Origin of the sequence: Variovorax sp. PDC80 (genome assembly GCF_900115375.1) — a bacterium.
In the GTDB taxonomy this organism is placed as follows: Bacteria; Pseudomonadota; Gammaproteobacteria; order Burkholderiales; family Burkholderiaceae_C; genus Variovorax.
Genome location: NZ_FOWG01000001.1, coordinates 378,531 through 405,427, shown reverse-complemented (window position 1 = coordinate 405,427; position 26,897 = coordinate 378,531). Strand labels below are relative to the sequence as shown.

At 71.1% G+C, this 26,897-nt stretch carries 28 protein-coding genes; 11 read left to right on the top strand and 17 right to left on the bottom strand.

The genetic code is table 11. The annotated features are described in order from the left end of the window. Position 1: 1 nt before the first annotated feature. Positions 2–655: a pyridoxamine 5'-phosphate oxidase gene (gene pdxH / locus BM109_RS01915; protein WP_093341212.1), complete on the bottom strand. Its 654-nt coding sequence runs from the start codon at positions 653–655 to the stop codon at positions 2–4. 32 nt (positions 656–687) lie between these two features. Here pdxH and BM109_RS01910 point away from each other — a divergent pair, with 32 nt between their 5' ends. Continuing rightward, on the top strand, positions 688–1,272 hold the full coding sequence (locus BM109_RS01910) for a nucleotidyltransferase family protein (protein ID WP_093340099.1): 585 nt from the start codon (positions 688–690) through the stop codon (positions 1,270–1,272). Positions 1,273–1,281: 9 nt separating this feature from the next. Here the strand turns inward: BM109_RS01910 and BM109_RS01905 are convergent, their stop codons facing one another. Both BM109_RS01905 and BM109_RS01900 read right to left on the bottom strand, forming a co-directional pair. Further along, entirely contained in the window at positions 1,282–1,824 is a 543-nt protein-coding gene (locus tag BM109_RS01905) for a superoxide dismutase family protein (RefSeq protein WP_057597176.1), read from the bottom strand. Next, on the bottom strand, positions 1,821–2,630 hold the full coding sequence (locus BM109_RS01900; protein ID WP_256222271.1) for a gamma-glutamylcyclotransferase: 810 nt from the start codon (positions 2,628–2,630) through the stop codon (positions 1,821–1,823). The genes BM109_RS01905 and BM109_RS01900 overlap by 4 nt, the downstream gene beginning before the upstream one ends. Positions 2,631–2,699: 69 nt before the next feature. On the opposite strand from BM109_RS01900, the gene BM109_RS01895 reads away from it, so the two are divergent. The 4 genes from BM109_RS01895 to BM109_RS01880 all read left to right on the top strand — a co-directional run bounded on the left by BM109_RS01895 (position 2,700) and on the right by BM109_RS01880 (position 6,692). Then, the gene (locus BM109_RS01895) at positions 2,700–3,254 is read left to right on the top strand and encodes an OmpA family protein (RefSeq protein WP_256222270.1); all 555 of its coding nucleotides are present in this window, start codon (positions 2,700–2,702) and stop codon (positions 3,252–3,254) included. A gap of 222 nt (positions 3,255–3,476) precedes the next feature. Continuing rightward, on the top strand, positions 3,477–5,315 hold the full coding sequence (edd, locus tag BM109_RS01890) for a phosphogluconate dehydratase (RefSeq protein WP_093340095.1): 1,839 nt from the start codon (positions 3,477–3,479) through the stop codon (positions 5,313–5,315). After that, positions 5,306–5,953: a bifunctional 4-hydroxy-2-oxoglutarate aldolase/2-dehydro-3-deoxy-phosphogluconate aldolase gene (gene eda, locus BM109_RS01885; RefSeq protein ID WP_093340093.1), complete on the top strand. Its 648-nt coding sequence runs from the start codon at positions 5,306–5,308 to the stop codon at positions 5,951–5,953. The genes edd and eda overlap by 10 nt, the downstream gene beginning before the upstream one ends. 7 nt (positions 5,954–5,960) lie before the next feature. Further along, positions 5,961–6,692 carry a haloacid dehalogenase type II gene (locus BM109_RS01880; protein WP_093340091.1) on the top strand — a complete coding sequence of 244 codons (732 nt, stop codon included), beginning with the start codon at positions 5,961–5,963 and terminating at the stop codon, positions 6,690–6,692. Between the two features lie 60 nt (positions 6,693–6,752). Here the strand turns inward: BM109_RS01880 and BM109_RS01875 are convergent, their stop codons facing one another. The 8 genes from BM109_RS01875 to BM109_RS01840 all read right to left on the bottom strand — a co-directional run bounded on the left by BM109_RS01875 (position 6,753) and on the right by BM109_RS01840 (position 15,433). Beyond that, positions 6,753–8,939, bottom strand: a complete 2,187-nt coding sequence (locus BM109_RS01875; RefSeq protein ID WP_143129055.1) for a gamma-glutamyltransferase family protein — start codon at positions 8,937–8,939, stop codon at positions 6,753–6,755. 109 nt (positions 8,940–9,048) lie between these two features. After that, positions 9,049–9,657 carry a DUF1697 domain-containing protein gene (locus BM109_RS01870; protein ID WP_093340087.1) on the bottom strand — a complete coding sequence of 203 codons (609 nt, stop codon included), beginning with the start codon at positions 9,655–9,657 and terminating at the stop codon, positions 9,049–9,051. A 6-nt stretch (positions 9,658–9,663) separates the two neighbouring features. After that, entirely contained in the window at positions 9,664–10,077 is a 414-nt protein-coding gene (gloA, locus tag BM109_RS01865; protein ID WP_093340085.1) for a lactoylglutathione lyase, read from the bottom strand. Between the two features lie 62 nt (positions 10,078–10,139). Continuing rightward, on the bottom strand, positions 10,140–10,835 hold the full coding sequence (locus BM109_RS01860; protein ID WP_093340082.1) for a glutathione S-transferase family protein: 696 nt from the start codon (positions 10,833–10,835) through the stop codon (positions 10,140–10,142). A 97-nt stretch (positions 10,836–10,932) separates the two neighbouring features. Then, positions 10,933–11,619, bottom strand: coding sequence for an ABC transporter ATP-binding protein (locus BM109_RS01855; protein WP_093340080.1), 687 nt, complete (start codon positions 11,617–11,619; stop codon positions 10,933–10,935). Next, positions 11,616–13,325, bottom strand: a complete 1,710-nt coding sequence (locus tag BM109_RS01850; protein WP_093340078.1) for an ABC transporter permease — start codon at positions 13,323–13,325, stop codon at positions 11,616–11,618. Before BM109_RS01850 ends, BM109_RS01855 begins: the two co-directional genes overlap by 4 nt. A 37-nt stretch (positions 13,326–13,362) precedes the next feature. Next, on the bottom strand, positions 13,363–14,409 hold the full coding sequence (locus BM109_RS01845; RefSeq protein ID WP_093340077.1) for a Fe(3+) ABC transporter substrate-binding protein: 1,047 nt from the start codon (positions 14,407–14,409) through the stop codon (positions 13,363–13,365). A 124-nt stretch (positions 14,410–14,533) separates the two neighbouring features. Then, on the bottom strand, positions 14,534–15,433 hold the full coding sequence (locus tag BM109_RS01840; protein ID WP_093340075.1) for a LysR family transcriptional regulator: 900 nt from the start codon (positions 15,431–15,433) through the stop codon (positions 14,534–14,536). 82 nt (positions 15,434–15,515) lie between these two features. Between BM109_RS01840 and argC the strand changes: the two genes are divergently transcribed. Further along, entirely contained in the window at positions 15,516–16,445 is a 930-nt protein-coding gene (gene argC, locus BM109_RS01835) for an N-acetyl-gamma-glutamyl-phosphate reductase (RefSeq protein ID WP_093340073.1), read from the top strand. A gap of 27 nt (positions 16,446–16,472) precedes the next feature. Here the strand turns inward: argC and BM109_RS01830 are convergent, their stop codons facing one another. Beyond that, on the bottom strand, positions 16,473–17,021 hold the full coding sequence (locus BM109_RS01830) for a PaaI family thioesterase (RefSeq protein ID WP_093340071.1): 549 nt from the start codon (positions 17,019–17,021) through the stop codon (positions 16,473–16,475). Between the two features lie 56 nt (positions 17,022–17,077). Between BM109_RS01830 and BM109_RS01825 the strand changes: the two genes are divergently transcribed. The 4 genes from BM109_RS01825 (at position 17,078) to BM109_RS01810 (ending at position 21,165) form a co-directional block, all read left to right on the top strand. Then, positions 17,078–17,533, top strand: coding sequence for a MarR family winged helix-turn-helix transcriptional regulator (locus BM109_RS01825; RefSeq protein ID WP_093340068.1), 456 nt, complete (start codon positions 17,078–17,080; stop codon positions 17,531–17,533). A 111-nt stretch (positions 17,534–17,644) separates the two neighbouring features. Then, the gene (locus tag BM109_RS01820) at positions 17,645–18,979 is read left to right on the top strand and encodes an MFS transporter (protein WP_093340066.1); all 1,335 of its coding nucleotides are present in this window, start codon (positions 17,645–17,647) and stop codon (positions 18,977–18,979) included. Between the two features lie 28 nt (positions 18,980–19,007). Beyond that, positions 19,008–20,423, top strand: coding sequence for an MATE family efflux transporter (locus tag BM109_RS01815; RefSeq protein WP_093340064.1), 1,416 nt, complete (start codon positions 19,008–19,010; stop codon positions 20,421–20,423). A gap of 34 nt (positions 20,424–20,457) precedes the next feature. Beyond that, positions 20,458–21,165, top strand: a complete 708-nt coding sequence (locus BM109_RS01810) for an SDR family oxidoreductase (protein ID WP_093340062.1) — start codon at positions 20,458–20,460, stop codon at positions 21,163–21,165. 63 nt (positions 21,166–21,228) lie between these two features. On the opposite strand, the gene BM109_RS01805 is transcribed toward BM109_RS01810, so the two are convergent. The 5 genes from BM109_RS01805 to BM109_RS01785 form a co-directional block, all read right to left on the bottom strand. Continuing rightward, on the bottom strand, positions 21,229–21,543 hold the full coding sequence (locus tag BM109_RS01805; RefSeq protein ID WP_093340060.1) for a hypothetical protein: 315 nt from the start codon (positions 21,541–21,543) through the stop codon (positions 21,229–21,231). A gap of 280 nt (positions 21,544–21,823) precedes the next feature. Beyond that, entirely contained in the window at positions 21,824–22,561 is a 738-nt protein-coding gene (locus BM109_RS01800) for an aldolase (RefSeq protein ID WP_093340058.1), read from the bottom strand. A gap of 36 nt (positions 22,562–22,597) precedes the next feature. Next, positions 22,598–23,239, bottom strand: coding sequence for a 2-dehydro-3-deoxy-6-phosphogalactonate aldolase (locus tag BM109_RS01795; RefSeq protein WP_093340056.1), 642 nt, complete (start codon positions 23,237–23,239; stop codon positions 22,598–22,600). Beyond that, entirely contained in the window at positions 23,236–24,147 is a 912-nt protein-coding gene (locus BM109_RS01790; protein ID WP_093341209.1) for a 2-dehydro-3-deoxygalactonokinase, read from the bottom strand. Before BM109_RS01790 ends, BM109_RS01795 begins: the two co-directional genes overlap by 4 nt. Positions 24,148–24,155: 8 nt before the next feature. Further along, positions 24,156–25,895, bottom strand: coding sequence for an IlvD/Edd family dehydratase (locus tag BM109_RS01785; RefSeq protein ID WP_093340055.1), 1,740 nt, complete (start codon positions 25,893–25,895; stop codon positions 24,156–24,158). 171 nt (positions 25,896–26,066) lie between these two features. Here BM109_RS01785 and BM109_RS01780 point away from each other — a divergent pair, with 171 nt between their 5' ends. Next, the gene (locus BM109_RS01780) at positions 26,067–26,816 is read left to right on the top strand and encodes a FadR/GntR family transcriptional regulator (RefSeq protein ID WP_093340053.1); all 750 of its coding nucleotides are present in this window, start codon (positions 26,067–26,069) and stop codon (positions 26,814–26,816) included. Positions 26,817–26,897: the final 81 nt, after the last annotated feature.

The following is a 26,897-nucleotide window of genomic DNA, read 5'->3' as shown; positions in this document are numbered from 1 at the left end:
ATCAGGGGGCTAGCCGCTCGCGTGTCCACTGGCCGGCCTCGAGCCGGTAGCGCAGCCGGTCGTGCAGCCGGCTCTTGCGGCCCTGCCAGAACTCCCAGCGGTCGGGCACCAGCCGGTAACCGCCCCAGTGCGGCGGGCGCGGCGGCGAGAGCAGGTACTTCGCCGCGGCGACGGCCGCATTCTTCACCAGCACCTCGCGCCCGCCGATCACCTCGCTCTGCGGGCTGGCCCAGGCGCCCAGGCGCGAATCGAGCGGGCGGCTCGCGTAGTAGGCGTCGCTCTCGTCGGCGCCGGCCTTCTCGACCCGGCCCTCGATGCGCACCACGCGCTCGAGCTCGACCCAGTGGAACTGCAGCGAGGCATAGGGGTTGCCCGCGAGCTCGCGGCCCTTGCGGCTCTCGTAGTTGGTGTACCAGACCAGGCCGCGCGCGTCGTAGCCCTTGATCAGCACGATGCGGCTCGAGGGCCGCAGGTCGTTGCCGACGGTGCACAAGGTCATCGCGTTGGGCTCGGGCACCTGGGCGTCGATGGCCTCGTCGAGCCAGCGCTCGAACTGGCGCAGCGGATCGTCGGCGCTGTGCGCCTCGCCGAGCTCGGCGCGCTCGTAGCTCTTGCGCAGCGCGGCCAGCGATTCTTTGGAAGTCGGGGAAGTCATGCCGGCATTGTTGCCCAAGCGATACTCGCGCCGTGACCACCCTCGCGAATCCCCCGACCGTGATCGTGCTGGCCTCGGGCCGCGGCGAACGCTTCGTGGCCGCCGGCGGCAGCGGCTCGAAGCTGCGCGCGCCGCTGGCCGGCAAACCGGTGCTCGAACGCACGCTCGACGCGGTGCGCGCGAGCGGCCTGCCGTGGCATGTGGAGGATGCGGGCCATCCGGGCATGGGCGATTCGATCGCGGCCGCGGTGCGCGTCACGGCGGGCGCGGCCGGCTGGCTGATCCTGCCGGGCGACCTGCCGCTGGTGCTGCCACAGACCATGCGCGCCGTGGCCGCGGCGCTCGCGGGCGGCGTGCAGGCGGCGCAGCCGAGCTACCAAGGGGAGCGCGGGCATCCGGTGGGCTTTGCCGCGGGCTGCCATGCGGCGCTCGCCGCGCTCGAAGGCAACTTCGGCGCGGCGCCCGTCCTGCGGGCTTTGCGTGCTATGGATTCGGTAGCTGACCTGGCGCTCGACGATGCCGGCGTCGTGACCGACATCGACACTCCCGAGGCCCTGGCGCGCGCCGAGGCGCTGTGGCGCGCGCGCGAGGCAGCCGGCGCACCGCGCGCCGGCTGAACGAAGCCCTTACTTGCCGATCACCGCGCAGGCGATGCGCGGGCCCGAGTTGCCGGCCGGCTGGGTCGTGAAGTCGTCCTTGTCGCGGTGCACCACCAGCGCACGGCCGATCACGCTGTTGGCGGCGCCCGGCGTCAGCGAGATCGCATGGTTCTCGACGCTGAAGCGGGCCTCGCCGGCGCCGTTGGCCACCAGGCTCGGCAGTTCGCCCGCATGGCTGCCCGGCGCGGCGAACTTGCCGTGCGTGCCGCCGCTGGGGTTGAAGTGGCCGCCCGAGGCATTGCCGTTGTCGCCGCAGTCGCCCTTCTCGTGGATGTGGAAGCCGTGCTCGGTGTTCGGCGGCAGGCCGCGCACGATGCCGGCCACGCGCACGCCATGCTCGAGCGCGGTGAAGGTGACGGTGCCCGTGGTCGGGTTCGGCGTGATCGCGCCGGTGGGCACCAGCTCGACCGTGGTGGCGGGCTTGCCGCCCAGCGTGCCGCAGGCGGCCAGCAGCGAGGCCGCGAGCACGGCGGTGGCGGCGCCGGCGAGGCGGCGGGAGGAGTTCTTCATTGTTGGTCCTTGTCGGGAGATCCGGAGGGTCCGGAAGGTTGAGAGGATTTCTTGTCGGAAGACCCTGCGACGTATACCGGAGGCGGCACCACATCGCAATCGGTCGGGGCCGGCGATGCAGTGTGCGCCGCCGATGTGTCGGCGGGGACGGCCAGCGCCACCAGCCGCGCGAGCGCCACGTCGTGGATCGCATGGCGGCGCAGCTCCTCGAGCGTCTGCTGCGCATAGTCGAGCGAGCTGCCGTAGCGGCCCACGGCATTGGCGAAGATGTGGCGGTAGCGCTCGTCGCTGAGCTCGCCCGTGAAGTTGGGGCTGCGCCGCGACAGCGTGAAGGCCAGCGCGCTCACCGGCCCCGAAGCGGTGGTGCAGCGCAGCCACTTGGGGTCGTAGACGCCGGTGGGCATCTCGCGCAGCCAGAGCCGGCGCAGCGTGTCCAGGCCCTGCGCGGCCGGCACGCGGAACACCATGCCGCGCACGCTGCCGCCCGAGAGCAGGCCGAACACCAGGCCCGGCGTCTGCACGCTGCCGCGGTTGACGCGACTCCACATCTTCAGCGCGCGGTGCCAGCCGCGCACCCAGGCCGGGCGGCGTTCGATGAAATCGAACTCGGGCCGCCAGATCAGCGAGCCGTAGCCGAACAGCCAGAGGTCCTCGTGGCCGCCCCATTCGGCGATGGTGCGCTCGAGCATCGGCTGCGGGTCGCGCAGCGGCTTGGGCAGCGGATCCAGACCCGGCGGCCCGGGATTGGGCGCCGGGTCCGAGCCCGAGGTGGGGCCAGCGCCTACAGTGTCGGGAGAAGGACCCATGCCTACAATTTCCTGATCATGGTTGACCACCCCATTATTTACCGGCCGCTTTCATCCTATGGAGCACGCGTGACGAACAACACCGACGACAGCCAGCAGAATTTCGCCCTCGGACTGATCGCGATCCTGCTGCTGCTGATCGTCGGTGGGGTGATCGCCTTCGCGGCATGGCACAAGACGCCCGCCAAGGCTTCCGCGACGGCACGGACCGCCATCACGGTGCCGGCCGCGGCGCCCGCCACCCAGACCACGGTGGCCGAGGTGACCGAGACGGTCACCGTCACGATCCCCGACGGCGCCAGCATCCGCGTCGCCAACGGCGTGGTGAATTTCTATTTCGCCACCGGCAGCGCCGACCTCGCACCCGGTGCCGCGGAAGCGCTGGCCGCGGTCATCAAGGGCGTGGAGGCCGGCCGCAAGGCGGTGGTCTCGGGCTTCCACGACACCACCGGCGATGCGGCGGTCAACGAACAGCTCGCGAAGAAGCGTGCCGAGACGGTGCGCGACGTGCTCGTCGGCCTCGGCGTGCCGGCCGACAAGATCGACCTGCTGCGCCCGCCCGTCACGGCCGGCAGCGGCAACGACGCGCAGGCGCGCCGGGTCGAGGTCAAGCTGCTCGACTGAGGCCGGGCAGGCCGCCGCGGCGCGCGGAATGCGCCGCCACGCGGGCTTGCGCGAGCCCGCGTCAGGGTGTTTTGCAAGCATCCGTATCCGGGCGTGGATTCGTATTGGCACGGTGCCCGATTTCCATCGAGGCCTGGCGTCGTCCTTGCTACGATGAACCCATCTCGAGGTCGCCCACGCGACAGTGGCGACCCCATCGGCAGAGCCACCGACAACATCCCCATGAGCAGCACACACCCCACCGTCCTCGACGTCACCGATCGCATCCGCGATCGCAGCAAGGCGCAGCGCGACGCCTACCTCGCGCGCCTCGCCGAACTGCGGCAGCGCGACCGCGGCTCCGACCGCATGGGCTGCGCCAACGTGGCGCATGCCGTGGCCGGCATCCCGGCCAACGACAAGTTCCGCGTGGTCGCCGAGCGCGCGCCCAACATCGGTATCGTCACCGCCTACAACGACATGCTCTCGGCCCATGCGCCGTACCAGGGCTATCCCGACATCATCAAGCACGAGGCGCGCCGCCTCGGCGCCACCGCGCAGGTGGCCGGCGGCGTGCCCGCCATGTGCGACGGCGTGACGCAGGGCACGCCCGGCATGGAGCTGAGCCTGTTCAGCCGCGACCTGATCGCGATGAGCACCGCGGTCGCGCTCACGCACGACATGTTCGATGCCGCGCTGATGCTCGGCGTGTGCGACAAGATCGTGCCGGGCCTCCTGATCGGTGCGCTGCACTTCGGCCACCTGCCCACCGTGTTCGTGCCCGCGGGGCCGATGCCCTCGGGCCTGTCGAACAACGCGAAGTCGAAGGTGCGCGAGCAGGCCGCGCAGGGGCTCGTGGGCCGCCAGGGCCTGCTCGAGGCCGAGATGGCGGCCTATCACACGCTCGGCACCTGCACTTTCTACGGCACCGCCAACAGCAACCAGATGCTGCTCGAGGCCATGGGCCTGCACGTGCCCGGCACGGCCTTCGTGCAACCGGGCGACGCGATGCGCGAGACGCTCACGCGCGAGGCGGTGCGCACGGTGCTGGGCAAGGCGGGTGAAGCCGCCTTCCAGTGCCCGCCCATTGGCGAGATGGTCGACGAGCGCTGCATCGTCAACGCCATGGCCGCGCTGCTCGCCACGGGCGGTTCCACCAACCACCTGATCCACTGGGTGGCCGTGGCGCGTGCCGCGGGCATCGTGATCGACTGGGACGATTTCTCGAAGCTGTCGGACGTGGTGCCGCTGCTCACGCGCGTGTACCCCAACGGCAGCGCCGACGTGAACGAGTTCCAGGCCTCGGGCGGCCCGGGCTTCGTGATCGGCGAGCTGGTCGAGGCCGGCCTGATGCATGCCGACGTGCTGACGGTGCGTTCGGGCGGCATCCGCGAATTCGCCGGCGTGCCGTCGCTCGAGGACGAGGCCGATGCCAAGCGCCTGCGCTGGACGCCAGCCGCCGCGCTGCAGAACGACGCCGTCACGCGGCCCGCCGCCGCGCCCTTCAGCGCCACCGGCGGCCTGAAGCTGCTGAGCGGCAACCTCGGCCGCAGCGTCATCAAGGTCTCGTCGGTGCCCGACGACCGCCACGTGGTCGAGGCGCCCGCGCGGGTGTTCGATTCGCAGGCCGCGCTGCAGAAGGCCTTCACGGCCGGCGAGCTCGAGCGCGACGTGGTCTGCGTGGTGCGCTGGCAGGGCCCGCAGGCCAACGGCATGCCCGAGCTGCACAAGCTCACGCCGCCGCTGTCGGTGCTGCAGGGCAAGGGATTCCGCGTGGCGCTGGTCACCGACGGCCGCATGAGCGGCGCGTCGGGCAAGATACCGGCCGCCATCCACGTGTCGCCCGAGGCGGCCGCGGGCGGGCCGCTGGCCAAGGTGCGCGACGGCGACGTCATACGCCTGGACGCGGTCGCGGGTACGCTCGAGGTCCTGCTGCCCGCCGACGAGTGGGCCGAGCGCGAGGCCGCCACGCTGTCGGAGGCCCAGCGCATCGCCGACGGCCACGGCCTGGGGCGCGAACTGTTCGCCGGCATGCGGCGCAATGCATTGACTGCTGAAGAAGGAGCCTGCTCATGGCTGTAAACGACAAGAACGCACTGACTTCCCTCGACGTGATGCGCGACGCGCCGGTGATCCCGGTGATCGTGCTCAACGACGTGAAGCACGCCGTGCCGCTCGCGCGCGCGCTGGTCGCCGGCGGCATCCGCATGCTCGAGGTGACGCTGCGCACGCCGCAGGCGCTCGAATGCATCGAGATCATCGCCAAGGAAGTGCCCGAGGCCGTGGCCGGCGCGGGCACCATCCGCAGCGCGGCCGATGCCCAGGCCTCGGCGCTGGCCGGCGCGAAGTTCGGCGTGAGCCCGGGCTACACGCGCGCGGTCGGCAAGGCCTGCCACGACCTCGGCCTGCCGCTGTTGCCCGGCGTGGCCACCGGCAGCGAGATCATGTCGGCGCAGGAGGACGGCTACACCCAGCTCAAGTTCTTCCCCGCGCTGCAGGCCGGCGGCCTGCCGATGCTCAAGGCCTGGCAGGGCCCGTTCGGCGACGTCGTCTTCTGCCCCACGGGCGGCATCCATGCGGGCAACGCGGCCGAGTTCCTCGCGCTGTCGAACGTGGCCTGCGTGGGCGGCTCGTGGATCGTGCCGACCGACGCCATCCGCGACGGCGACTGGGCGCGCATCGAACAGCTGGCGCGCGCCGCGAGCCAGCTCGCGCGCTGAGGCTGCCATGGGCAACGCGGATTTCGACACCAGCGACCTCAAGGTCGTGGCCTTCGACGTCTTCGGCACCGTGGTCGACTGGCACAGCGGCATCGCCGCCGAGGCCGAGCAGGCCCTGCCGGGTGTCGACGGCGCGACCTTCGCGCTGGCCTGGCGCGCCGGCTACCAGCCCGCGATGAAGCAGGTGATGGAGCGCATCGCCGCGGGCGAGGGCGGCTTCACCCTGCTCGACGAGCTGCACCTGAGCATGCTCGAGCAGGTGCTGCGCGATTTCGGCCTCAGCGACCGCCTCGATGCCGCCGCGCGGCGCGAACTCAGCCGCGCCTGGCACCGGCTGCCGGCTTGGCCCGATGCGGTGGAAGGGCTCACGCGCCTCAAGCGCAAGTTCACCATCTGCTCGCTGTCGAACGGCAACATCGGCCTGCTGACCGAGATGGCCAAGCGCGCGGGACTGCCCTGGGACTGCGTCCTGTCGGCCGAGGTCTTCAAGGCCTACAAGCCCGACCCGCGCACCTACCTCGGCGTGGCCGGCGTGTTCGACGCCACGCCGGGCCAAGTGATGCTGGCGGCCGCGCACCACGACGACCTCGCGGCCGCGCGCGCCTGCGGCCTCAAGACCGGCTACATCGAGCGGCCCTTCGAGTTCGGCCGCGCGCAGCCCAAGGACGTGACGCCGGTGGCGGCCAACAACCTGCATGCGCGCGACATCCTCGAGTTGGCCGAGTTGCTCGGCTGCTGATCCGCGCCACACGAAAAAGCCTGGCACCGCCAGGCTTTTCTTCGTGTGCGCCGCGCGGGCTCAGTAGCCGAAGGCCGCGCCCGAACGCCGGTTGTCGGCCGCGCCGCTGTAGACCGCGCGGCCGTTCGCGTCGCGCGTCACCGCGATGCCGCTCAGGCCGCTGAGCAGGCCCGTCACGCGCAGGGTGTCGGTGTCGTAGCCGTAGCTCGCGCGCAGGCTGTCGGCCAGCGGCGCCAGCGCCGAGCCGGCCTCGAGTTCGGCCACGCCGTTCTGGCCCGTGAAGTTGGGCGCGTTGATCGCGGTCTGCAGGTCGAGGCCGTAGACCACGTGGCCCATGAAGCTCTTGACGATGTAGTCGGGGATCGGGCCGCCGCCCGCCGACCCCCAGACCAGCCGCAGCCGGCCCTCGGCATCGAAGGCGATCGCGGGTGCGATCGAGGTGCGCGGCCGCTTCGTGCCCTGGTAGCCGTTGACGTCCGAGCCCGTGCTCGGCGGCGCGCTCGAGCCGGCGGAGAAGTTCGACATCACGTCGTTGAGCATGATGCCGGCCGCCTCCATGTGCGCCCCCCAGTGCGTGTTGATCGTGGTCGTCATCGACAGCGCGTTGCCGTAGCCATCGACCACCGCCACGTTGCTGGTGGTGTTCCAGTCCTCGTCGCGCGCCGTGGGGCGAGCCTGCGCCAGCCGAGTGGCCGGCGCGGCGGCGCGTCCCTTGCCGAGCGCGGTCATGGTGTCGTAGCCCGCCGGGTCAGCCGCCACGAAGCTGCCGATGTTGCCCGCGGGTGCGGTGTCGAAGGCCTTGTCGCCGATCTGCGCCGCGCGGCGGTCGAGCTCGGCCTCGCCCAGCAGCACCGAGGCGCGCGCGTTGACGTTCGACCAGGCGGGGTCGCCGATCACGGCGCGCCGGTCGACGTTGGCGAGCCGGCTCGCCTCCGCGGCGTAATAGACGAAGCGCGGCGTGTCGAGCGCCTTCTCGTCCTGCAGCTTCTTGCGCTCGAGGATGCCGAGCGAATAGAGCGTGACGAAGCCGCCGAACGAGGGCGCGGGCTGGGTGTAGATCGTGGTGCCGAAGCGCGTGCCCACGAGTGGCTTGCGCTCGACCGCCTGGTAGGCCGCGAAGTCGGTCGGCTGCATCAGGCTCGGGATCGAGGCGATGGTGGTCGCCACCGCCGGCCTGGCGGGCGTGCCCGCGGTCGGCAGGACCGAGCGGCAGGGCAGGCTGCCGGCGGTGGTGCGCTGCACGATCGCCTGCACCGTGGGCCGGGCCGGATCGTAGAAGGCCGCGCTGCCGCCGTCGCGCACCAGCTTCATGGTCTGGGCGAGCTCGGGGTTCTTGATGAGCGTGCCGATCGGCAGCGGCTTCTGCATCGTGGCGTCGGCCGGGTCGCAGTAGCGCTTCGCGATGTCGGGATACTTGCAGCGCGCCGCCCCGCGCACCGTGCCGGCCGAGTTGACCCAGGCCGGCACGCCGCTGCCGGCGTCCACCGGGTTGCCGTCGTCGTCGAACTCGGCGCTGTCGGCATAGAGCGTCGAGTACATGTACCGGGTCATCGGGAAACCGTTCTCGGCCAGCGCGATCGCGTCGTCCCACAGGGCGTTCCAGGCCTTGCGGCCGTAGGCGCGGTGCACCAGGTCGAGCACCGCCACCGTGCCGGGAATGCCGACCGCGCGCGCCGAGATGTTGGTGTTGCCCTGCTGCGAGGAGATGCTCGCGCCGGCCGCGAGGCCGCTCTTGCAGACGTTGTAGGGCGCGGCGCTCGACACGTCCTGCGCCACGGCCTGGTAGAGCGTGGCCGCGCCGCCGGTGGCCGCGGGCGCGGCCGAGAGGCCGTCGAAGGTGCGCACGGCCCGGGTGGCCGCGTCGTAGTAGGTGATCAGCGTGCCGCCGCCGAGGCCCGAGGCGAAGGGCTCGGCCGTGCCGAGCACCGCCTGCACCGCGATGGCCGCGTCGATCGCGCTGCCGCCGGTGGCCAGCACCTTGCAGCCGGCCTTCGAGGCTTCGTAGTGGGCCGAGGTCACCATCAGGCTGGTGCCGCTGATGCCGGCCGTCTGGCCGTGCGGCGTGCCGGCCTGCTGCACGCACAGCGCGGGATCGAAGCGCGCGCCGGGCGGGGGCGCGGAAGGTGGCGGCGGCGCGCTGCCGATGGGAAGCGCGGCGAAGCCGCCGCTGGAACCGCCGCCGCAGGCGGAAAGCGTCGCCGCGGTCACGGCGAGCAGGACTGTTGGAATGATTCTGGAGGGGTGCATCGTGGCGCTCGAATGAAAAAGGCCGACGCGTCGGTCGGCCTTTCAATCTATTGCAAATCCCGTGCCTTGCGCAGGGGCGGTTGCCCCTATGCCGTGGCCCCTGGGCGGCTCAACCCGCGATCAGTTTCTCGACCGTGCGCAGGTTGCGCGTGGTGGTGCTCGACTTGTAGCGCGTCTTCGCGAGCAGCTTCGCCACCGGCGTGTCGGTGCTCTCGCCGCGCGGCAGCTCCCAATAGAGCACGCCGTCGCCGCGCTGCAGCCGGTCGGTGTACGTCTCGAGTTCCTCGGCCTTGGCCATCACCTCGTCGAGCATCGCGGGATCGGAGCCGAACACGATGTACGGATGGCGCTCCTCGTCGACGCGTTCGAAGGGATAGCCCGCGGCCATGCGCGCCACCGTGGCCTGCGCGAGCAGCACGATCCAGGCTTCGTAGCCGAAGCGCTCGCGCAGCGCCTGCTCGATGCGCTGGCGCAGCGTAGCGATGTCGATCTCGTCGGTGTCGAACAGCACGTTGCCGCTCGCGAGCACGGTGCGCACCGCGCCGAAGCCGAGCTCGACGAACAGCGCCTGCAGGTCGGCGCTGCGGATGGTGATGCCGTTGACGTTGACGCCGCGCAGCAGCGCGACATGGCGCACGGCCTTGTTACCGGCCTTTGTGCCGGCCTTGGCACCGGCCTTTTTCGCGGCCGGTTTCTTCTTCGCGGCGCCGGTGGCCATCGCCGATCAGCGCAATCCGCCGCCGGCCGCCTGCTCGGCGCGCTGGATCAACTCGATCTTGTAGCCATCGGGATCCGTCACGAACGCGATCACCGTGGTGCCGCCCTTCACTGGGCCGGCTTCGCGCGTGACGTTGCCGCCTGCGGCCTTGATCTTCTCGCAGGCCGCGTAGGCATCGGGCACGCCGAGCGCGATGTGGCCGTAGGCGGTGCCGAGCTCGTAGCTCTCGGTGCCCCAGTTGTAGGTCAGCTCGATCTCGGCCTGGCCGGGGTTGCCCTCGTCGTAGCCGACGAAGGCCAGGCTGTACTTGTACTCGGGGTTCTCGGAGGTGCGCAGCAGGTTCATGCCGAGCACCTTCGTGTAGAAGTCGATCGAGCGCTGCAGGTTGCCGACGCGCAGCATGGTGTGGAGGAGTCTCATCGCGTGGAGTCCGTGGGTGTTGTCGTGGGGAGCCCGCTATTGTCGGTCTCCCGGCGTCCCGATCAAGCCGCTCGGACTTCCTCGGCGCGCGTGAGCAGCAGCGACTCGTGCTTGCGCAGGAAGTCCATCAGGTGCTCGGGGTACTCGGGCACCACCGCCGCGCGCACGCTGGGCCGCGCGGCCAGCGCCTTGCGCCACGCATCGACGCGTGGCAGGGCGTCGAAGAGCTTCGAGTCGACGAGGCGGTCGAACACCTCGAAGTAGCGGAACACCGGCGCGAACACCGCGTCGACCAGGCTGAAGCGCTCGCCCGCGAAGAAGGGGCCGTCGCCGAGCGCGGCTTCGACGCGCGCGAACTTGTCGGCGAGGGCCTGCCGCTTCTGCGCGAACACCTCGGCGTCCTTGGTGGTCTCGTAGCCCCAGAGGTCGGCCAGGATCGCCGAGCCGAACTCCATCCAGGCGCGGTGCTCGGCGCGCGCGAGCGGGTCCTCGGGATGCAGCCGCGCGCCGGGCTGGGTCTCCTCGAGGTATTCGCAGATCACGTTGCTCTCGAACAGCACGGTCTCGCCGCCGTCGGGCCGTTGCACACGCAGCAGCGGCACCTTGCCCAGCGGCGAGATCGCGAGGAACCAGTCGGGCTTGGCCGAGAGGTCGATCACGACGCGCTCGAAGGGCACGCCCTTTTCGTGCAGCGCGATCGCGGCGCGTTGCACATAGGGGCACAGCAGGTGGCTGACGAGGGTGAGGGGCTGGGACATGGGCGCTCCGGATGAATCGGTGGGGCCGGATTCTTCCGGGGGCGAACAACCTTTTCCCGAAAAGCCCATTCGGCAAAAGAGCGTCTTGTGCTAGGCCTCAGCGGGCCGAGGTCTCGATCCAGCGCGTGATGCGCCCCCCGTGCATCACGCCGATGCGGTCGGCCATCGCTTGCGCCTCGGCCTCGTTGTGGGTCACGAGGATCGCGGTCTGGCCGGCCTGGCGCAGGATCGCGCGCACTTCCACCGTGAGCCGTTCGCGCGTGGCGCCGTCGAGGTTGGAGAAGGGCTCGTCGAGCAGCAGCAGCGCCGGCGCCGGCGCGAGCGCGCGGGCCAGCGCGATGCGCTGCTGCTGGCCGCCCGAGAGCTCGTGCGGATAGCGCTCGCCGGCCTCGGCCAGGCCGACCAGCGCCAGCATCTCGGCCACGCGCGCCTGCTGTTGCGCGCGCGGCAGCCGGCGCAGCCCGAAGGCGATGTTGCGCGCCGCGTCGAGGTGCGGGAACAGCGCGTACTCCTGGAACATCATGCCCACGCGCCGCGCCTCGGGCGGCAGGTGCTGCTGCAGCGAGGACAGCGTGCGCTCGCCGAGCCGGATCTCGCCCGCGCGCAGCGGCTCGAAGCCCGCGATGGCGCGCAGCACCGTGGTCTTGCCGCAGCCCGAGGGGCCGAACAGGCAGGCGATCTCGCCGGCCGCGAGCGCGAGCGAGAAGCCGTCGACCACGACGTGCGGGCCGCGCGGCGTGTCGTAGGCGAGGCGGAGGGCGTCGATGTGCAGGTTGGCGCTCATGGCGTGGCGGAGGATACGGGCAGGGGATCGGCCGAGTGCGCGGCCGCGAGCTGGCTGCGCGCCAGCAGCATCACGGGCAGCAGCCCGGCCGCCACGATCAGCAGCGCCGCGATCGCGCCTTCCTCGTAGGTGCCGCGCGCGGCCTCGGCATAGAGCCAGGTCGCGAGGGTGTCGAAGTTGGCGGGCCGCAGCAGCAGCGTGGCGGGCAGCTCCTTCATCGCGTCGACGAAGACCAGCAGTGCGCCGGCGGCGATCGAGGGCTGCAGCAGCGGCAGGTGCACGCGCCGCAGCGCGCCGAGGGCGGTCTCGCCGAGCAGGCGCGCGGCCTGCTCGATGGCCGGCGGGATGCGCGCGAGCCCGGCCTCGATGCTGCCGACCGGCATCGCGAGGAAGCGGATGGTGCAGGCGGCCACCAGCACCACGCCCGCGCCCATCAGCGGCAGGCCCTGCCAGCCGAACGCGGTGGCGAGCGCGGCATCGAAGGCCAGCGCCGGCGTGAGCAGGCCGATGGCCAGCACCGTGCCCGGCACCGCATAGCCCAGCGTGGCCACGCGCGCGGGCCAGCGGCCACGCCGCGCGGCGCCGCCCTGGCCACCCGGGTTGCGCGCGGCCCAGGCCACCAGCAACCCGGCCGCGACCGCGGCCACCGTGACGCCGGCCGCCAGCGCGATGGTGTTGGCCAGGCTCGCGAGCAGCCCGTGCGAGATGCCGCCGCCCTGGCGCAGTCGCTTGGCGCTTTCCCAGACCAGGTAGAGCGCCGGCGCGACGAAGCCGATCAGCACCGGCAGCGAGGCCGCCGCCGTGGCGGCCCAGGCCATGGCGCCGCGCAGCGGCCGCGGCTGCAGCGCGCGCATGCGCTGCGCCGAGCCGTAGCGCTGGTGGCGCCGGCCGTTGCGTTCGAGCCAGACCAGCGCGATCACCATGGCGAGCATGGCGCAGGCGATCTGCGCCGCGCCCGCGAGGTCGGAGCGCGTGATCCAGGTCGTGTAGACGGCCACGGTGAGCGTCTGCACGCCGAGGAATTCGGACGCGCCGATGTCGTTGAGCGTCTCGAGCAGCGCCAGGCTCAGGCCCACGGCCAGCGCCGGGCGCGCCAGCGGCAGCGCGACGCGGAAGAAGGCGCCGCGCCGGTTCTCGCCGAGCATGCGCGCGGCCTCCATCAGGTGCGCGGGCTGGCTCATGAACATCGCGCGCGCCGTCATGTAGACGTAGGGATAGAGCACGAAGCCGAGCACGAAGACCGCGCCGCCCATCGAGCGCAGGTCGGGCAGGCGGAACTGGCGCGGGCTGTCGTAGCCCAGCAGCCAGCGGATCGCGCCCTGCACCGGGCCGATGGGATGCAGCAGGTCGAGGTAGGCGAAGGCGACGATGTAGGTCGGCATCGCCAGCGGCAGCAGCAGCGCCCAGTGCAGCACACGCCGGCCCGGGAAGTCGCAGGCCGTGACCAGCCAGGCGCAGCCGGTGCCCAGCGTCAGCACCAGCAGGCCGACGCCGCCCAGCAGCATGGCCGTGTTGAGCGTGGCCTGCGGCAGCACGTGCGCGAACAGCGATTGCCAGTGCTCAAAGCCCTGGGCGCCAGGCCCGAGCGCGAGCCACAGCAAGGCGAGCACCGGCGCGAGCACGCCGGCCGCCACGAGGAACGCGGCCCCGCGCCACAGCGGGCCCACCGCCTGCAGCGTGCGGGGGCCGCGCGAGGCCCTCAGCATGCGGATGCCCTGGACTCAGGGCATCCGGCGGTGCCCCTCACTGGTCGAAGCCGACCTTGTCGACCAGCGCGCTGGCCTGCTTGCGGTACTTCGCGATCTCGGTCAGCGGCAGCGGATCGACCTTCAGCTCGCCGATGGTCTGGCCGATGATCGGGTCGAGCGCGACGCCCTTGCGCACCGGGTATTCGTAGTTGGCGTCGGCATAGAGGGACTGGGCCGGCTCGGACACCAGGAACTCGAGCAGCTTGACCGCGTTGGCGCGCTGCGGCGCGTTCTTCGCCACCGCCGCGCCGCTGATGTTGACGTGGGTGCCGCCGCTCTTGGCGAAGGTCGGGCGCACCACCTTGATGGCATCGCCCCACTTGCGCGCGTCGGTGCCTTCCTTGGCGCTCTTCATCTGGCCCACGTAGTAGGAGTTGGCCAGGCCCACGTCGCAGATACCGCCGAGGATGTCGCGCGCCACGTCGCGGTCGCCGCCGGTGGCCTTGCGCGCCAGGTTGGCCTTCACGCCGCGCAGCCACTGCTCGGCCTTGGCTTCGCCGTCGTGCGCGATCAGCGAGGCCACCAGCGCGGTGTTGTAGGGATGCTGGCCGGCGCGGATGCAGACCTTGCCCTTCCACTTGGGATTGGCGAGATCCTCGTAGCGGAAATTGGTGAGCGGCTGCGCCTTGTCGGCGTAGAGCACGCGCGCGCGCATCGAGAGCGCGAACCACTGGCCGTCGGCGCCGCGCAGGTTGGCGGGGATCGCCGATTCGAGCGCGGTCGACTTCACGGGCTGCGTGACGCCGCCGTCGACCAGGTCGACCAGGTTGCCGATGTCCACCGTCATCAGCACGTCGGCCGGCGAGCGCGCGCCCTCGGCCTTCACGCGCTCGAGCAGGCCGTCCTTCACGAACACCGTGTTGACCTTGATGTTGCTCTGCGCGCTGAAGGCCGCGATCAGCGGCTGGATCAGCGCCGGCTCGCGCGTGGTGTAGAGCGTGAGCTCTTCCGCCGCATGCGCGGGCAGGGCGGCGAGGGCGAGCCAGGCGCCGGTGGCGCCGATCAGGGCGTGTGCTGCGCGCGCGCCGATGCGTTGGGTCATGACGGGATCCTCCAGGTCGGTGATGTGTTCTCGGGGCAATGCGGCGGCCGGCCTGCGGCGCCGATGCGAACGATTATCAACAGGGATGGGAGGCGCGCGTCGTTTGGACTTACAAGCCGCAGGCCTACTCGCCCGGGCCGCCGCGAGCCTTCGACGCCTGCAGGACCTCGAGCACGAAGCGCGTCGGGCCGCCGACGTCGCGATCGCCGACCGCGAGGCCCAGCTGCCGCCACAGCGCCGGGCTCAGCGGGCGGATCGCGATGCGCGGATCGGGCGTGCGCCCGTCCGCTTCCTCGGGCAGCAGGGCCGCGCCATAGCCCGCGGCCACCAGCGTGCGGATCGCGTCGTTGTAGTTGAGTTCGATGCGCGGCCGGCAATGCACGCCGGCCGCCGAGAACCATTCGGCCGTCTGCCGGTAGAGCCGCGTGGAGGCGTCGTTCATGATCAGCGGCCGCTCGGCCAGCCACTGCGGCGTGAGGCGCTTCGGCGCCTTCCAGGCCGCCGGCAGGAAGGCGAGTACGGCCTCGCGCCGCAGCGGCGTGACGTGCACGCCGCGCACCGGCGGCTGCGGCAACGCGACCACCGCGAGATCGAGGCTGCCCGCGGCGAGCCGCGCCATGCTGTCGTTGGAGGTCAGCACCTGCACGTTGACCTCGATGCCCGGATGGTCGCGCGCCAGCCGTTCGAGCGCGGGCGGCAGCAGGTGCGCGATCGCGCCCGTCGAGGCGCCCACGCGCACGCGGCCGGTCTGCCCGGCGAGCTGGCGCCGCACGTCCTCCACCGCATCGTCGGCATCGGCCAGCAGCCGGCGGGCGCGCGCGATGAAGCGCTCGCCCAAGGCCGTCGGCTGCGCGGGCCCGCGCCCGCGAACGAGCAACTGGCCGCCGAGGCGCGACTCCAGTTCCGCGATCTGCACCGTGACGGTGGGGGCCGCCAGGTGCAGCGCGCGCGCCGCATTGGCCAGCGACCCGAGGTCGGCGATGGCGACCAGGGTGCGCAGATGGTCGAGGCTCAGTTCACGCATCGCGTTAATTTATCTTTTTTGAATCTGGGGTTCCATATATTTAGCTGGAGCCATCGAGGCCTCATCCCTACGATCGCGCTCCATGGACTTCAACCTCTTCATCGACGGCGATCAGGGCACCACCGGCCTTGATCTGCAGAACCGGCTGCGCGACGGGGAATTCCGCATCCGCACCCTGCCCACCCACCTGCGCAAGGACCCGGCCGCGCGCCGCGCCGCGCTCAACGAGGCCGACATCGCGATCCTGTGCCTGCCCGATGCCGCGGCGCGCGACGCGGTGGCGATGATCGAGAACCCGTCGGTGCGCGTCATCGATGCGAGCTCGGCGCATCGCACCAGCCCCGGTTGGGTCTACGGCTTGCCGGAGCTGGCTGCGGGGCAGGCCGAACGCATCGCCTCGGCATCGCGGGTCACGAATCCCGGCTGCTATCCCACGGCCGCGATCGCGCTGCTGCGGCCGCTGACGGACGCGGGTCTGCTGCCCGCCGACTATCCGCTGGTCATCCACGCCGTCTCGGGCTATTCGGGCCAGGGCAGGGCGGGCGCCGAAGCGCACGAGGCCGGCGCGGGCGCGCATTCATTGACGGTCTATGGGCTCGCGCTCGAACACAAGCATGTGCCGGAGATCGAGGCCTACGCCGGCCTGTCGCAGCGGCCGCTCTTCGTGCCGGCCTACGGCAGCTACCGGCAGGGGATCGTGCTGACGATCGGGTTGCATGCGCGGCTGCTTCCCGCCGGCGTGACGGGTGCGCGCATCCATGAATGCCTGGCCGAGCGCTATCTGGATGCGGCGCATGTGCGGGTGCTGCCGATGTCTGCCGATGCGCCTTCGACCGAGCTGGATCCGCAGATCCACAACGGCACGAACGACATGAGCCTGGCGGTGGCTTTCAACGAGCGCACGGGGCAGGTCGTGTTGAGCGCGGTGCTCGACAACCTGGGCAAGGGGGCCGCGGGGGCGGCGGTGCAGAACCTGCGGTTGATGGCGGGGGCGATGGCACCCGCCCTATAGCGCCGGTGACCGCCCGGACCCCGAAGCTCAGCGCCCCGCCGGAATCTCGAACACGAAGCAGGTCGTCGTGGCATGCGCATACAGCGTGCCATCGGCGCCCACCAGCCGCGCTTCCGCCGTCGCGAGCTGCCGCCCGCAGTGGATCACCTTGCCCTCGGCGCGCACGCGCTGCACCTTGGGCGTGAGGCCCTTCACGTAGTTCACGCCGAGCTCGGCCGTGGTGTAGCTGCGGCCGGGCGGCATCATGGTGTGGACCGAGCAGCCCAGCGCGGAGTCCAGCAGGGTGGCGACCCAGCCGCCGTGGATGGTGCCCAGCGGGTTCAGGTGCTGCGGCAGCGGGGTGCCCTGGAAGATCGCGACGCCGGGGCTGACCGAGATGACGGTGAAGTCCAGCGTCTTGGCGATGGCGGCATAGGGGATGTCGCCGCGCAGCATGGCCTGCATGATCTCGAGGCCGGTCTTGCCGCTCAACTGCTCGGGACGGGCCACGCCGGGGCCCGGGCCGGCTTCGAGCTTCGCGATGATGTCCCGCTCCTCGGCAAGCCAGGTCTCGAGCAGGTTCTGGGGTTCGGTCATGCGGTCATTCCTCCAATTGGTTGCATATGCAATAGTTGCAGCTACAATAATAGCCCATGGATGCCCCCACCAAGCCACGCGGCTGCACCAGTTTCAAGGTGCGCCAGCTCTCGCGCCGCCTCTCGCAGCACTACGACGCGGAGGTGTCGCGCAGCGGACTCAAGACCACGCAGTACTCGCTGCTGTCGCATCTGGCGCGGCTCGGTCCCTCGCGCCCGGTCGACCTGGCGGGCGAACTCAAGATGACGCCCTCGACCCTGAGCCGCAACCTGCAGCCGCTGATCGCCGCGGGCTGGATCGCGCAGGGCGCGGGCGCCGATGCGCGCAGCCGCCTGGTGCAGCTCACCGACAGCGGCGAGGCCAAGCGCCGCGAGGCACTGGCCCACTGGAAGACGGCGCAGCAGAAGCTCAATGCGCTGCTGGGCGTGGAGCGCGTGCTCGCGCTGCATCTGCTGATCGACGAATCGCTCGAGTTGCTCGGCGCGGACGACCAGGCCTGCGAACTGGACTGACGCGCAGCCGCACCCGCTTCCTTTTCTTCGCACTCCCCATTCGCCCGCAGGCCCCGCGGTCCAGGCCCCTCTTTTCTCCCATTCCTCCATTCCCATTCCTCCAGAGGTCCCATGTTCGCCACCCAAGTCTCCGCATGGCTGCAGCGCCGCGGCATCCACTACGGATGGATCGTCGCCGCCATCACCTTCCTGACCATGCTGACGATGTCGGCCGCGCTGGGCCTGCCCGGCGCGATGCTGCAGCCGCTCGGCAAGGAGTTCGGCTGGAGCACCGAGCAGATCTCGTCCTCGCTCGCGCTGCGCTTCGCGCTGTTCGGCCTGATGGGGCCGTTCGCCGCGGTGCTGATGGAGCGCTGGGGCCTGCGCGCGGTGATCTGCACCGGCCTCGCGCTGGTCGGCCTGGGCATGGCGCTGGTGACGATGGCCTCGCAGCTGTGGCAGCTGTTCGTGCTGTGGAGCCTGATGCTGGGCCTGGGCACCGGCATGACGGCGCTGGTGCTCGGCGCGGTGGTGGCCAACCGCTGGTTCGTGGCGCGCCGCGGGCTGGTGGTGGGCATGCTCACGGCGAGCTCGGCCACCGGCCAGCTCGCGTTCCTGCCGGTCGCGGCCTGGATGATCGAGCACTGGGGCTGGCGCTCGGCCATCGTGCCGATCGTGATCGGCAGCCTGCTGATCGGCGTGCTGGCGCTGTGCCTGATGCGCAACCGGCCGTCCGACCTCGGCCTGCGTCCCTTCGGCGAAGCCGCCGACGCACCGCAGGCACCGGCCGCGCCCGCCGCGGCGATCACCTTCGCCACGCCGTTCCGCGTGCTCAAGGAGGTCGCGACCAACCGCACCTTCCTGATCCTCGCCGCCACCTTCTTCATCTGCGGCCTGAGCACCAACGGCCTGGTGCAGACCCACTTCATCTCGCTGTGCGGCGACAACGGCATGGGCGCCGTGCCCGCGGCCTCGGTGCTCGCGATGATGGGCGCCTTCGACTTCGTGGGCACGATCCTCTCGGGCTGGCTGTCCGACCGTTACGACAACCGCAAGCTGCTGTTCTGGTATTACGGCCTGCGCGGGCTCTCGCTGTTCTGGCTGCCGCATTCCGAATTCACCATCTACGGCCTGGGCCTGTTCGCGATGTTCTACGGCCTCGACTGGATCGCGACCGTGCCGCCCACGGTCAAGCTCGCGGGTTCCACCTTCGGCCCGGCCAAGGTCGGCATGGTGTTCGGCTGGGTGTTCGCCGCGCACCAGCTCGGCGCCGCCACCGCGGCCTATGGCGCGGGCTTCGCGCGCACGCTGCTGCTGACCTACACCCCGGCGCTCTACGTCGCCGGCGCGGCCTGCCTGCTGGCGGCGCTGATGGTGATGGCGATCCGCCGCCCGGCGGCACCCAAGGCCGGCGGCGCACCCGCGACGCCTTCCGCCGCGGGCCAGCCCGCCACGGCCCGCGCCTGATCGTTCCCACGCCACGGAGCCCCCGGCCATGACCGCTTCCGCCGCCGATCTCGATCCGCGCACCCGCCGCCTGCTCGAGGCGCCCATCGTTCCCACGCTGCTGAAGCTGGCCGCGCCCAACGTCCTCGTGATGGTGGCGCAGGCCTCGGTCGGCCTGATCGAGACCTACTTCGTCGGCAAGCTCGGCACCGACGCGCTGGCCGGCATGGCGCTGGTGTTCCCGATCGTGATGCTGATGCAGATGACCTCGAGCGGCGCCATGGGTGGCGGCATCTCGTCGGCCATCGCGCGCGCGCTCGGCGCGCGTCGCCGCGCCGATGCCGACTCGCTGGTGTGGCATGCGATCGTCATCGCGCTGGGCTTCGGCGTGCTGTTCTCGCTCGCGCTGCTGTTCGGCGGCCGCTGGCTCTACGGGATCATGGGCGGCAGCGGCCCGGCGCTCGAGGCGGCCCTGACCTATTCCAACTGGGTGTTCTCGGGCGCGGTGCTGGTGTGGCTGTTCAACTCGCTGTCGGCGATCCTGCGCGGCACCGGCAACATGGCGGTGCCGGCCAACGTCACGGTGGTGGGCGTGGTGTTCCTGATCCCCGCCTCGCCGCTCCTGATCTTCGGCTGGGGCCCGCTGCCGGGCATGGGCATCGCGGGCGGCGCGATGGCGCTGCTGCTGTACTACCTGCTGGGCTCGATCGCGCTGATCGTCTACCTGCGCTCGCCGCGCAGCCTGCTCAAGCCCTCGCTGGCGGCGCTCAAGCTGCGCTGGCCCTTCTTCCGCGACATCCTGCGCGTGGGCCTCGTGGGCACGGTGTCGACCGTGGCCACCAACCTGTCGATCGGTATCGCCACCGCGCTCACCGGCCACTTCGGCCCCGAGGCCCTGGCCGGCTACGGCACGGCCTCGCGGCTCGAGTACCTGCTGGTGCCGCTGGTGTTCGGCCTGGGCGCGCCGCTGGTCGCGATGGTCGGCACCTGCATGGGCGCGGGCCAGCGCGAGCGCGCGCTGCGCGCCACCTGGATCGGCGCCGCCCTGGCCTTCACGCTGGCCGAGACCATCGGCCTGCTGGCGGCGTTCTTCCCACGGCCGTGGCTCATGCTGTTCGGCCACGACACCGCGATGCTCGACACCGGCATCCACTACCTGCGCGTGGTGGGCCCGCTCTATGGTTTCTTCGGCGTCGGCCTGGGGCTGTACTTCGCCTCGCAGGGCGCGGGCCGCTTGCTGTGGCCGGTGATCGGCAACCTCGCGCGGCTGGCCGTGGCGGGCATCGGCGGCTGGCTGGCGTTGCGCTGGGGCGCGGGGCTCACCGGCGTGTTCGCCGCGCAGGGCATCGCGCTCGTGGTCTACGGCCTGGTCATCGGCTCGGCGATCGCGGGCGGCGCCTGGTTCGGCCGCGTCGGCTGGCCGCGCACCACCAGCAGCCTGCTGCGGCGCATGGCGCAGGCCTGAAGCGTTTTTCTCGTCCAACTTCGAAAGGGCTCCCATGAACATCAAGGATTCGGTCGTCTTCATCACCGGCGCCAACCGCGGCCTGGGGCTCGCCTTCGCCAAGGCCGCGCTCGCGGCCGGCGCGCGCAAGGTCTACGGCGCCGCGCGCGACCCCAAGACCATCACCCTGCCCGGCGTGGTGCCGGTGGCGCTCGACGTGACCCAGCCGGCGCAGATCGAGGCCGCGGTGCGCGCCTGCGGCGACGTGTCGGTGCTGGTCAACAACGCCGGCATCTCGCGCGGCTCGAACCTGCTCGGGCCCGACTCGGTGGCGGCCGCGCGCGCCGAGCTCGAGACCAACTTCTTCGGCCCCTGGGCGCTGTCGCGCGCCTTCGCGCCGGTGCTGGCGGCCAACGGCGGCGGTGCCATCGTCAACGTGCTGTCGGCGCTGGCCTGGACCACCTTCCCGAGCGTGGCGACCTACAGCGCCACCAAGTCGGCCGCCTGGTCGCTGAGCAACGGCCTGCGCAACGAGCTCGCGGGCCAGGGCACGCAGGTGGTCAGCGTGCACGTGGGCTACATGGACACCGACATGGCCGCGCACGTCGATGCGCCGAAGACCTCGCCCGACGAGGTGGCGCGGCTGGCTTACGAAGGCGTGGAGAAGGGCCTGCCCGAGGTGCTGGCCGATGCGATCTCGCGCGGGCTCAAGCAGGGTTTCTCGAGCGACACGCCGCCCTACGCGCAGGTGCCCGCGGCCTGAACGCGGCGGCCATGAAAAAGCCGGGCGCGAGGCCCGGCTTTTTCGTTGCTGGAGACGACCGCGTCAGTAGCGGTACGGATTGTTGGGCCGGCGGTCGTAGCGGTTCGGCACGCCGTCGCGGTCGTTGTCGTGGCGCCCGTAGCGGCGGCCGTCGTAGCGGTCATGGCGGTAGTAGCGATCGCCGCGGTGATAGCCCGGGTGGTAGTGCGGCGGCGGCGGGGGCGCGTAGTAGCGGCGATCGTAGTGGCGATGCGGCGGCGCCGGGGTCACGTAGACCTGGGCCTGGATGAAGGGGCCGCTCTGCGCCTGGGCCGGAGCGCTGATCGCCGCCAGCGAGAGAAGGGCCGCGGCGCCGAATGCGTAGGTGAGCTTTTTCATGGCAACTCCAGGGGAGTGGTTGTTGATGGGTGTCATCCTCCCGCGTTCATGTCAACGCTGTGTAAGGCGCGGGCGAAATCCGATGAAGCGCTGTAACGCCGGGGTGTAGGACTTCGCCCACGGCGACCGGGCGGATTCTGCCCGCGCGAATGCCGCGTCCAGCGCAAGACGTAACGCGCCACGGCCAGCGCCGCAAGGCAATTGAAAGCACGGGAAACGCCTCGACACAAAGAGGCTGCCGCTGTCGCCGCACGGCGACAGGAACGCGGTGCGAACAGGCTCAGCCGCGCGGCGCGGGCAGCATGCGCCGCAGCGCTTCGAAGAACAGGTCGGACTGCTCGCGCTCGCCCTGGATCTGCGCGGCCACGCGCGCGGCCAGTTCGCGGTTCACGGGGGCCAGCGGGCGGCCCGTCGACTGCGCGATCACCTGGTGCAGGCAGGCGCGCTCGAGGTAGTAGAGATCGTCGTAGGCATGGGCGATGGTGGCGCCCGCCACGATCACGCCGTGGTTCGCGAGGAAGGCCACGTCCTTGCCGGCCATCGCGCGCGCGATGCGCTCGCCCTCGGCGTCGTCGAGCGCCAGGCCGTTGTATTCGCGGTCGACGGCGATGCGGTCGATGTAGCGCATCGCGTTCTGGCTCGCGGTCGGATCGAGCGCGCGGTCGACCGTGATGGTGAGCGCGGTGGCATAGGGCATGTGGCAGTGCAGCACCACCGCATGGCCCGCGATGCGGTGCACCGCGCCGTGGATGAAGAGAGCGGTGGGCTCCACGCGATGGCGGCCCGCGAGCACCTCGCCGTGCACGTCGATCAGCACGATGTCGTCGGCGCCGATCTCGCTCCAGTGCAGGCCGCGCGGGTTGATCAGGTAGCGGTCCTGCCGACCCGGCAGCATCACGCTGAAGTGGTTGCACACGCCTTCCGACAGCCCGTGGTGGGCGGCGGCGCGCAGCGCGAGCGCGAGGTCTTCGCGCAGTCGGCGCACTTCGGGGCTGGCGTAGTCGGCATCGGCGGACATCGTGATCCTCTGGTGTTCTGCGTGGGGGGAATCGAATCAGGCGCGCGTCGTGCGCGTGTAGGCGGCGACGAAGCGCTGCGCATCGTCGCGCACGGCCTGCGCGCTCTTGCCGGGCTTGAACAGCGCCGAGCCGATGCCGAAGCCGGCGGCGCCGGCCTCGCGCCACTCGGTCATGTTCGAGGGCGTGATGCCGCCCACGGGCATCAGCGGCGTGCCGCGCGGCAGCACGGCCAGCAGCGCCTTCACCACCGCGGGCGAGGCCAGCTCGGCCGGGAATAGCTTGAGCCCGGTGGCGCCCGCGGCGAGCGCGCCGAAGGCCTCGGTCGGGGTCATCACGCCGGGCAGGCACACCAGGCCCAGGCGCGCGGCCTCGCGCACCACCGCAGCATCGAAATTCGGCGACACGATCAACTCGCCGCCGGCCGCCTGCACCTCGCGCACCTGTTGCGCATCGAGCACCGTGCCGGCACCGACCAGCGCCTGCGGGAAGCGCGCGCGCAGCCGCGCGATGCTGTCGAGCGGCTGCGGCGAATTGAGCGGCACCTCGAGCAGCTGGAAGCCCGGTTCGACGATGGCGTCGCCGACGGCATCGGCTTCATGCGGCTCGAGCCCGCGCAGGATGGCCACCAGCGGCAAGGTGCGCAGGGCGGCGTCGAATTTGTCGAAGGGCGTGGTCATGATGGGGTGGCGGAGGAATCGAGGAAGCCGGACAGCGCATGCAGCCCGGCCCAGGTGGCTTCGGCGCCCAGCGAGCGCGTGGCCGTGCCGCTGGCGCGCAGCGCGAGCGCATAGCGCTGGGTGAGGGCGGGCGAGCCGATCAGCACCACCTCGCCCGCAGCCTGCAGCGACTGGGTGCGCAGTTCCTCGCCGATCAGCAGGCCCGAGAGATAGCTCGCGAGTTCGGCGCGCGGCATGCGATCGAACAGCGCCAGCGTGCGCGCGCCGAAGGCGTTGTGCAGCAGGCCCTGGCCGTTGTCGGCGCGGGTCACGCCCTCGACGAAGGCGGCCTCGTCGAGCGGCGCCGACGCATCGAGCGTGCGCGCGAGAATCGAGTGCTGGCTCAGCAACGCATAGAACTCGCCGGTCATGAAGGTGCGAAAGCCGGTCACGCGGCCCTTCTTCACCGTGGCCCACTTGTTGTGCGTGCCCGGCAGCACGAACAGGCCCTCGTCGCGGCCCAGCAGCGACAGCGCGCCGAAGATCTGCACCTCCTCGCCGCGCATCACGTCGGGCACGCCGTCGTGCTCGTCGCGCAGGCCCGGCACCATCGCGATGCGCTGGCCGGGAATGGCGTCGATGGCGATGATGCTGCGGCCGACCTCGACGCGGCCCGCGGGGCAGGCGCAGTAGGGTGCCTCGACCCAGCCCTGCTTGCTGCCGGCCATGCCCGAGATCAGGCAGCGCGCGCCGCTCTCGCGCATCCAGTCGCCGAACAGCTGCTCGAACACCGCGGGGAATCCGCCCGCCGGCACCGCGAGGATGCCGCGCGCGTCGCTGCGCTCCTCGCGCACCGTGCCGTCGGCCGCGATCAGCGCGCCGCGCAGCGAGCTCGTGCCCCAGTCGACCGCGACCAGCGGACCCGTCATCGCCGCCATCAGTGGTTGTCGCGCGGCACGAAGGCACCGCGGCGGCCGCGCAGGAACGAGAGGTCGGCGCCTTCGTCGGCCTGCAGCACGGTGTCGACGTAGAGCTTCCAGTAGCCGGAGTCGAGCGGTGCCTTCGGCGCGACCCAGGCGGCGCGCCGGCGCGCCAGTTCCTCGTCGCTCACGTGCAGGTGCAGCTTGCGGTTCGGCACGTCGAGCTCGACGATGTCGCCGTCCTGCACCAGCGCCAGCGGGCCGCCGGCCGCGGCCTCGGGCGCGGTGTGCAGCACCACGGTGCCGTAGGCGGTGCCGCTCATGCGCGCGTCGCTGATGCGGACCATGTCGGTGATGCCCTTGCGCAGCACCTTGGGCGGCAGCGGCATGTTGCCGGCTTCGGCCATGCCGGGGTAGCCCTTGGGGCCGCAGTTCTTGAGCACCATCACGCAGTGCTCGTCGATGTCGAGGTTCTCGTCGTCGATGCGGCGGTGCAGGTCGTCGGCGCTCTCGAACACCACCGCGCGGCCCTTGTGCACCAGCAGTTCGGGCGTGGCCGCGCTGGGCTTGATGATCGCGCCGTTGGGCGCGAGGTTGCCGCGCAGCACGCAGATGCCGGCCTTGTCCTTGAAGGGCTCGGCCTGGGTGCGGATCACCTGCGGGTTGTAGTTCTCGGCGTCCTTCACGTTCTCCCACACGCTGCGTCCGGTGACGGTGAGGATGTCCTTGTGCAGGTGGTCGGCGATCTCCTTGATCACCACCGGCAGGCCGCCGGCATAGCAGAAGTCCTCCATCAGGAACTGGCCCGAGGGTTGCAGGTTCAGGATACAGGGCAGCTCGGAGGCCAGGCGGTCGAAGTCGTCGAGCGTGAGCTCGACGCCGATGCGCCCGGCGATCGCCAGCAGGTGGATCACGAAGTTGGTCGAACCGCCGATCGCCGCGTTGACCTTGATCGCGTTCTCGATCGCCTGGCGCGTGAGGATCTTCGACATGTTCAGGTCCTCGTGGACCATGCCGACGATGCGCCGGCCCGCCTCGCGCGCGAGCACGTTGCGGCGGCCGTCGACGGCCGGGTAGGCCGCGTTGCCCGGCAGGCCGATGCCCAGCGACTCGACCATGCTGGCCATGGTGCTCGCGGTGCCCATCGTCATGCAGTGGCCGTGGCTGCGGTGCATGCAGCTCTCGGCTTCGAAGAAGTCCTGCAGCTTGAGCGTGCCGGCGCGCACCTGCTCGCTCATCTGCCACACGCCGGTGCCCGAGCCGAGCTCCTGGCCGCGCCACTTGCCCGACAGCATCGGGCCGCCCGACACGCCGATGGTCGGCAGGTCGACGCTGGCCGCGCCCATCATCAGCGCGGGCGTGGTCTTGTCGCAGCCCATGAGCAGCACCACGCCGTCGAGCGGATTGCCGCGGATGCTTTCCTCCACGTCCATGCTCGCGAGGTTGCGATAGAGCATGGCGGTGGGGCGCAGCAGGGTCTCGCCGAGCGACATCACCGGGAACTCGAGCGGGAAGCCGCCGGCTTCGTAGACGCCGATCTTCACCTGCTCCGCGAGCGTGCGGAAGTGCGAGTTGCAGGGCGTGAGTTCGCTGAAGGTGTTGCAGATGCCGATGACCGGGCGGCCGTCGAACTGGTCGTGCGGCACGCCCTTGCCCTTCATCCAGCTTCGGTAGATGAAGCCGTCGCGGTCGTGTCGTCCGAACCACTGCTGGCTGCGCAGCTCTTCGGGATTCTTCTTCTTGGGAGGGGTGCTCATCGAGGGTGTCTCCGGTTGCGGGAAGGCGCCGCGGGGTCAGGGTTTGTCCTGCCGAACCGCATTTTCAATCATCATATGATAAGCGCGCTGTCCTGGCGGGGCGCTCAGGGTTTCCGAGCGAGCGGGGCGCGCCGGGCGGCCTTGGCCGCGTCGCACAACCAACGGCTTCGCATGATCAAGAACGTCCACGGCAACACGGTCGATCGGCTCGGCAGCGACATCGTCGCGGGCCGCTACGCGCCCGGCGCCGCGATCCCGCCCGAGCCGATCCTGTGCGAGGAACTCGGCGTGAGCCGCACCGTGGTGCGCGAATCCATCAAGTCGCTGATCGCCAAGGGCCTGGTCACCACCGGCCCCAAGGTCGGCACGCGCGTGCAGCCGTCCGACCAGTGGAACTGGTTCGATGCCGACGTCATCGTGTGGCAGACGCAGGCCGGCCTGTCGATCGAGTTCCTGCGCGACCTGCAGGACCTGCGCCGCGTGGTCGAGCCGGCCGCGGTAGCGCTGGCCGCCTCGCGCGCCACGCCCGAGGACATCGCCGACATGGAGGAGGCCTATGCCGGCATGAAGCAGGCCATCGAGTTCGGCGGCGACTACATCACGCCCGACCTGCGCTTCCACCAGGGGCTGATCCGCTCCAGCCACAACCGCATGCTGGTGCAGATGAGCCGCGCGCTGGGCGCGCTGCTGCGCACCAGCTTCGAGATCTCGACCACGCGCAAGAACGGTCCCGCGAGCTCGCTGCCGCTGCACCGCGCGGTGCTCGACGCGGTGATCGCGCGCAACCCGGCACGCGCCGAGAAGGCGGTGCTGGTGCTGATCGACGGCGCGCGCCAGGACATCGAGACCGTGCTGGCCTCGCGCCGCAAGATCCCGCGCATCAGCCGACCCGCGACCCAGCTCAAGGCCTTCGCGCTCTAGCAGGCGAAGGCGACGAGGCGGCAGGAGGCCGCGCGCGCAGCCGCGCAACGACGGAACAAGCGAACAACAACACAAGGGCAA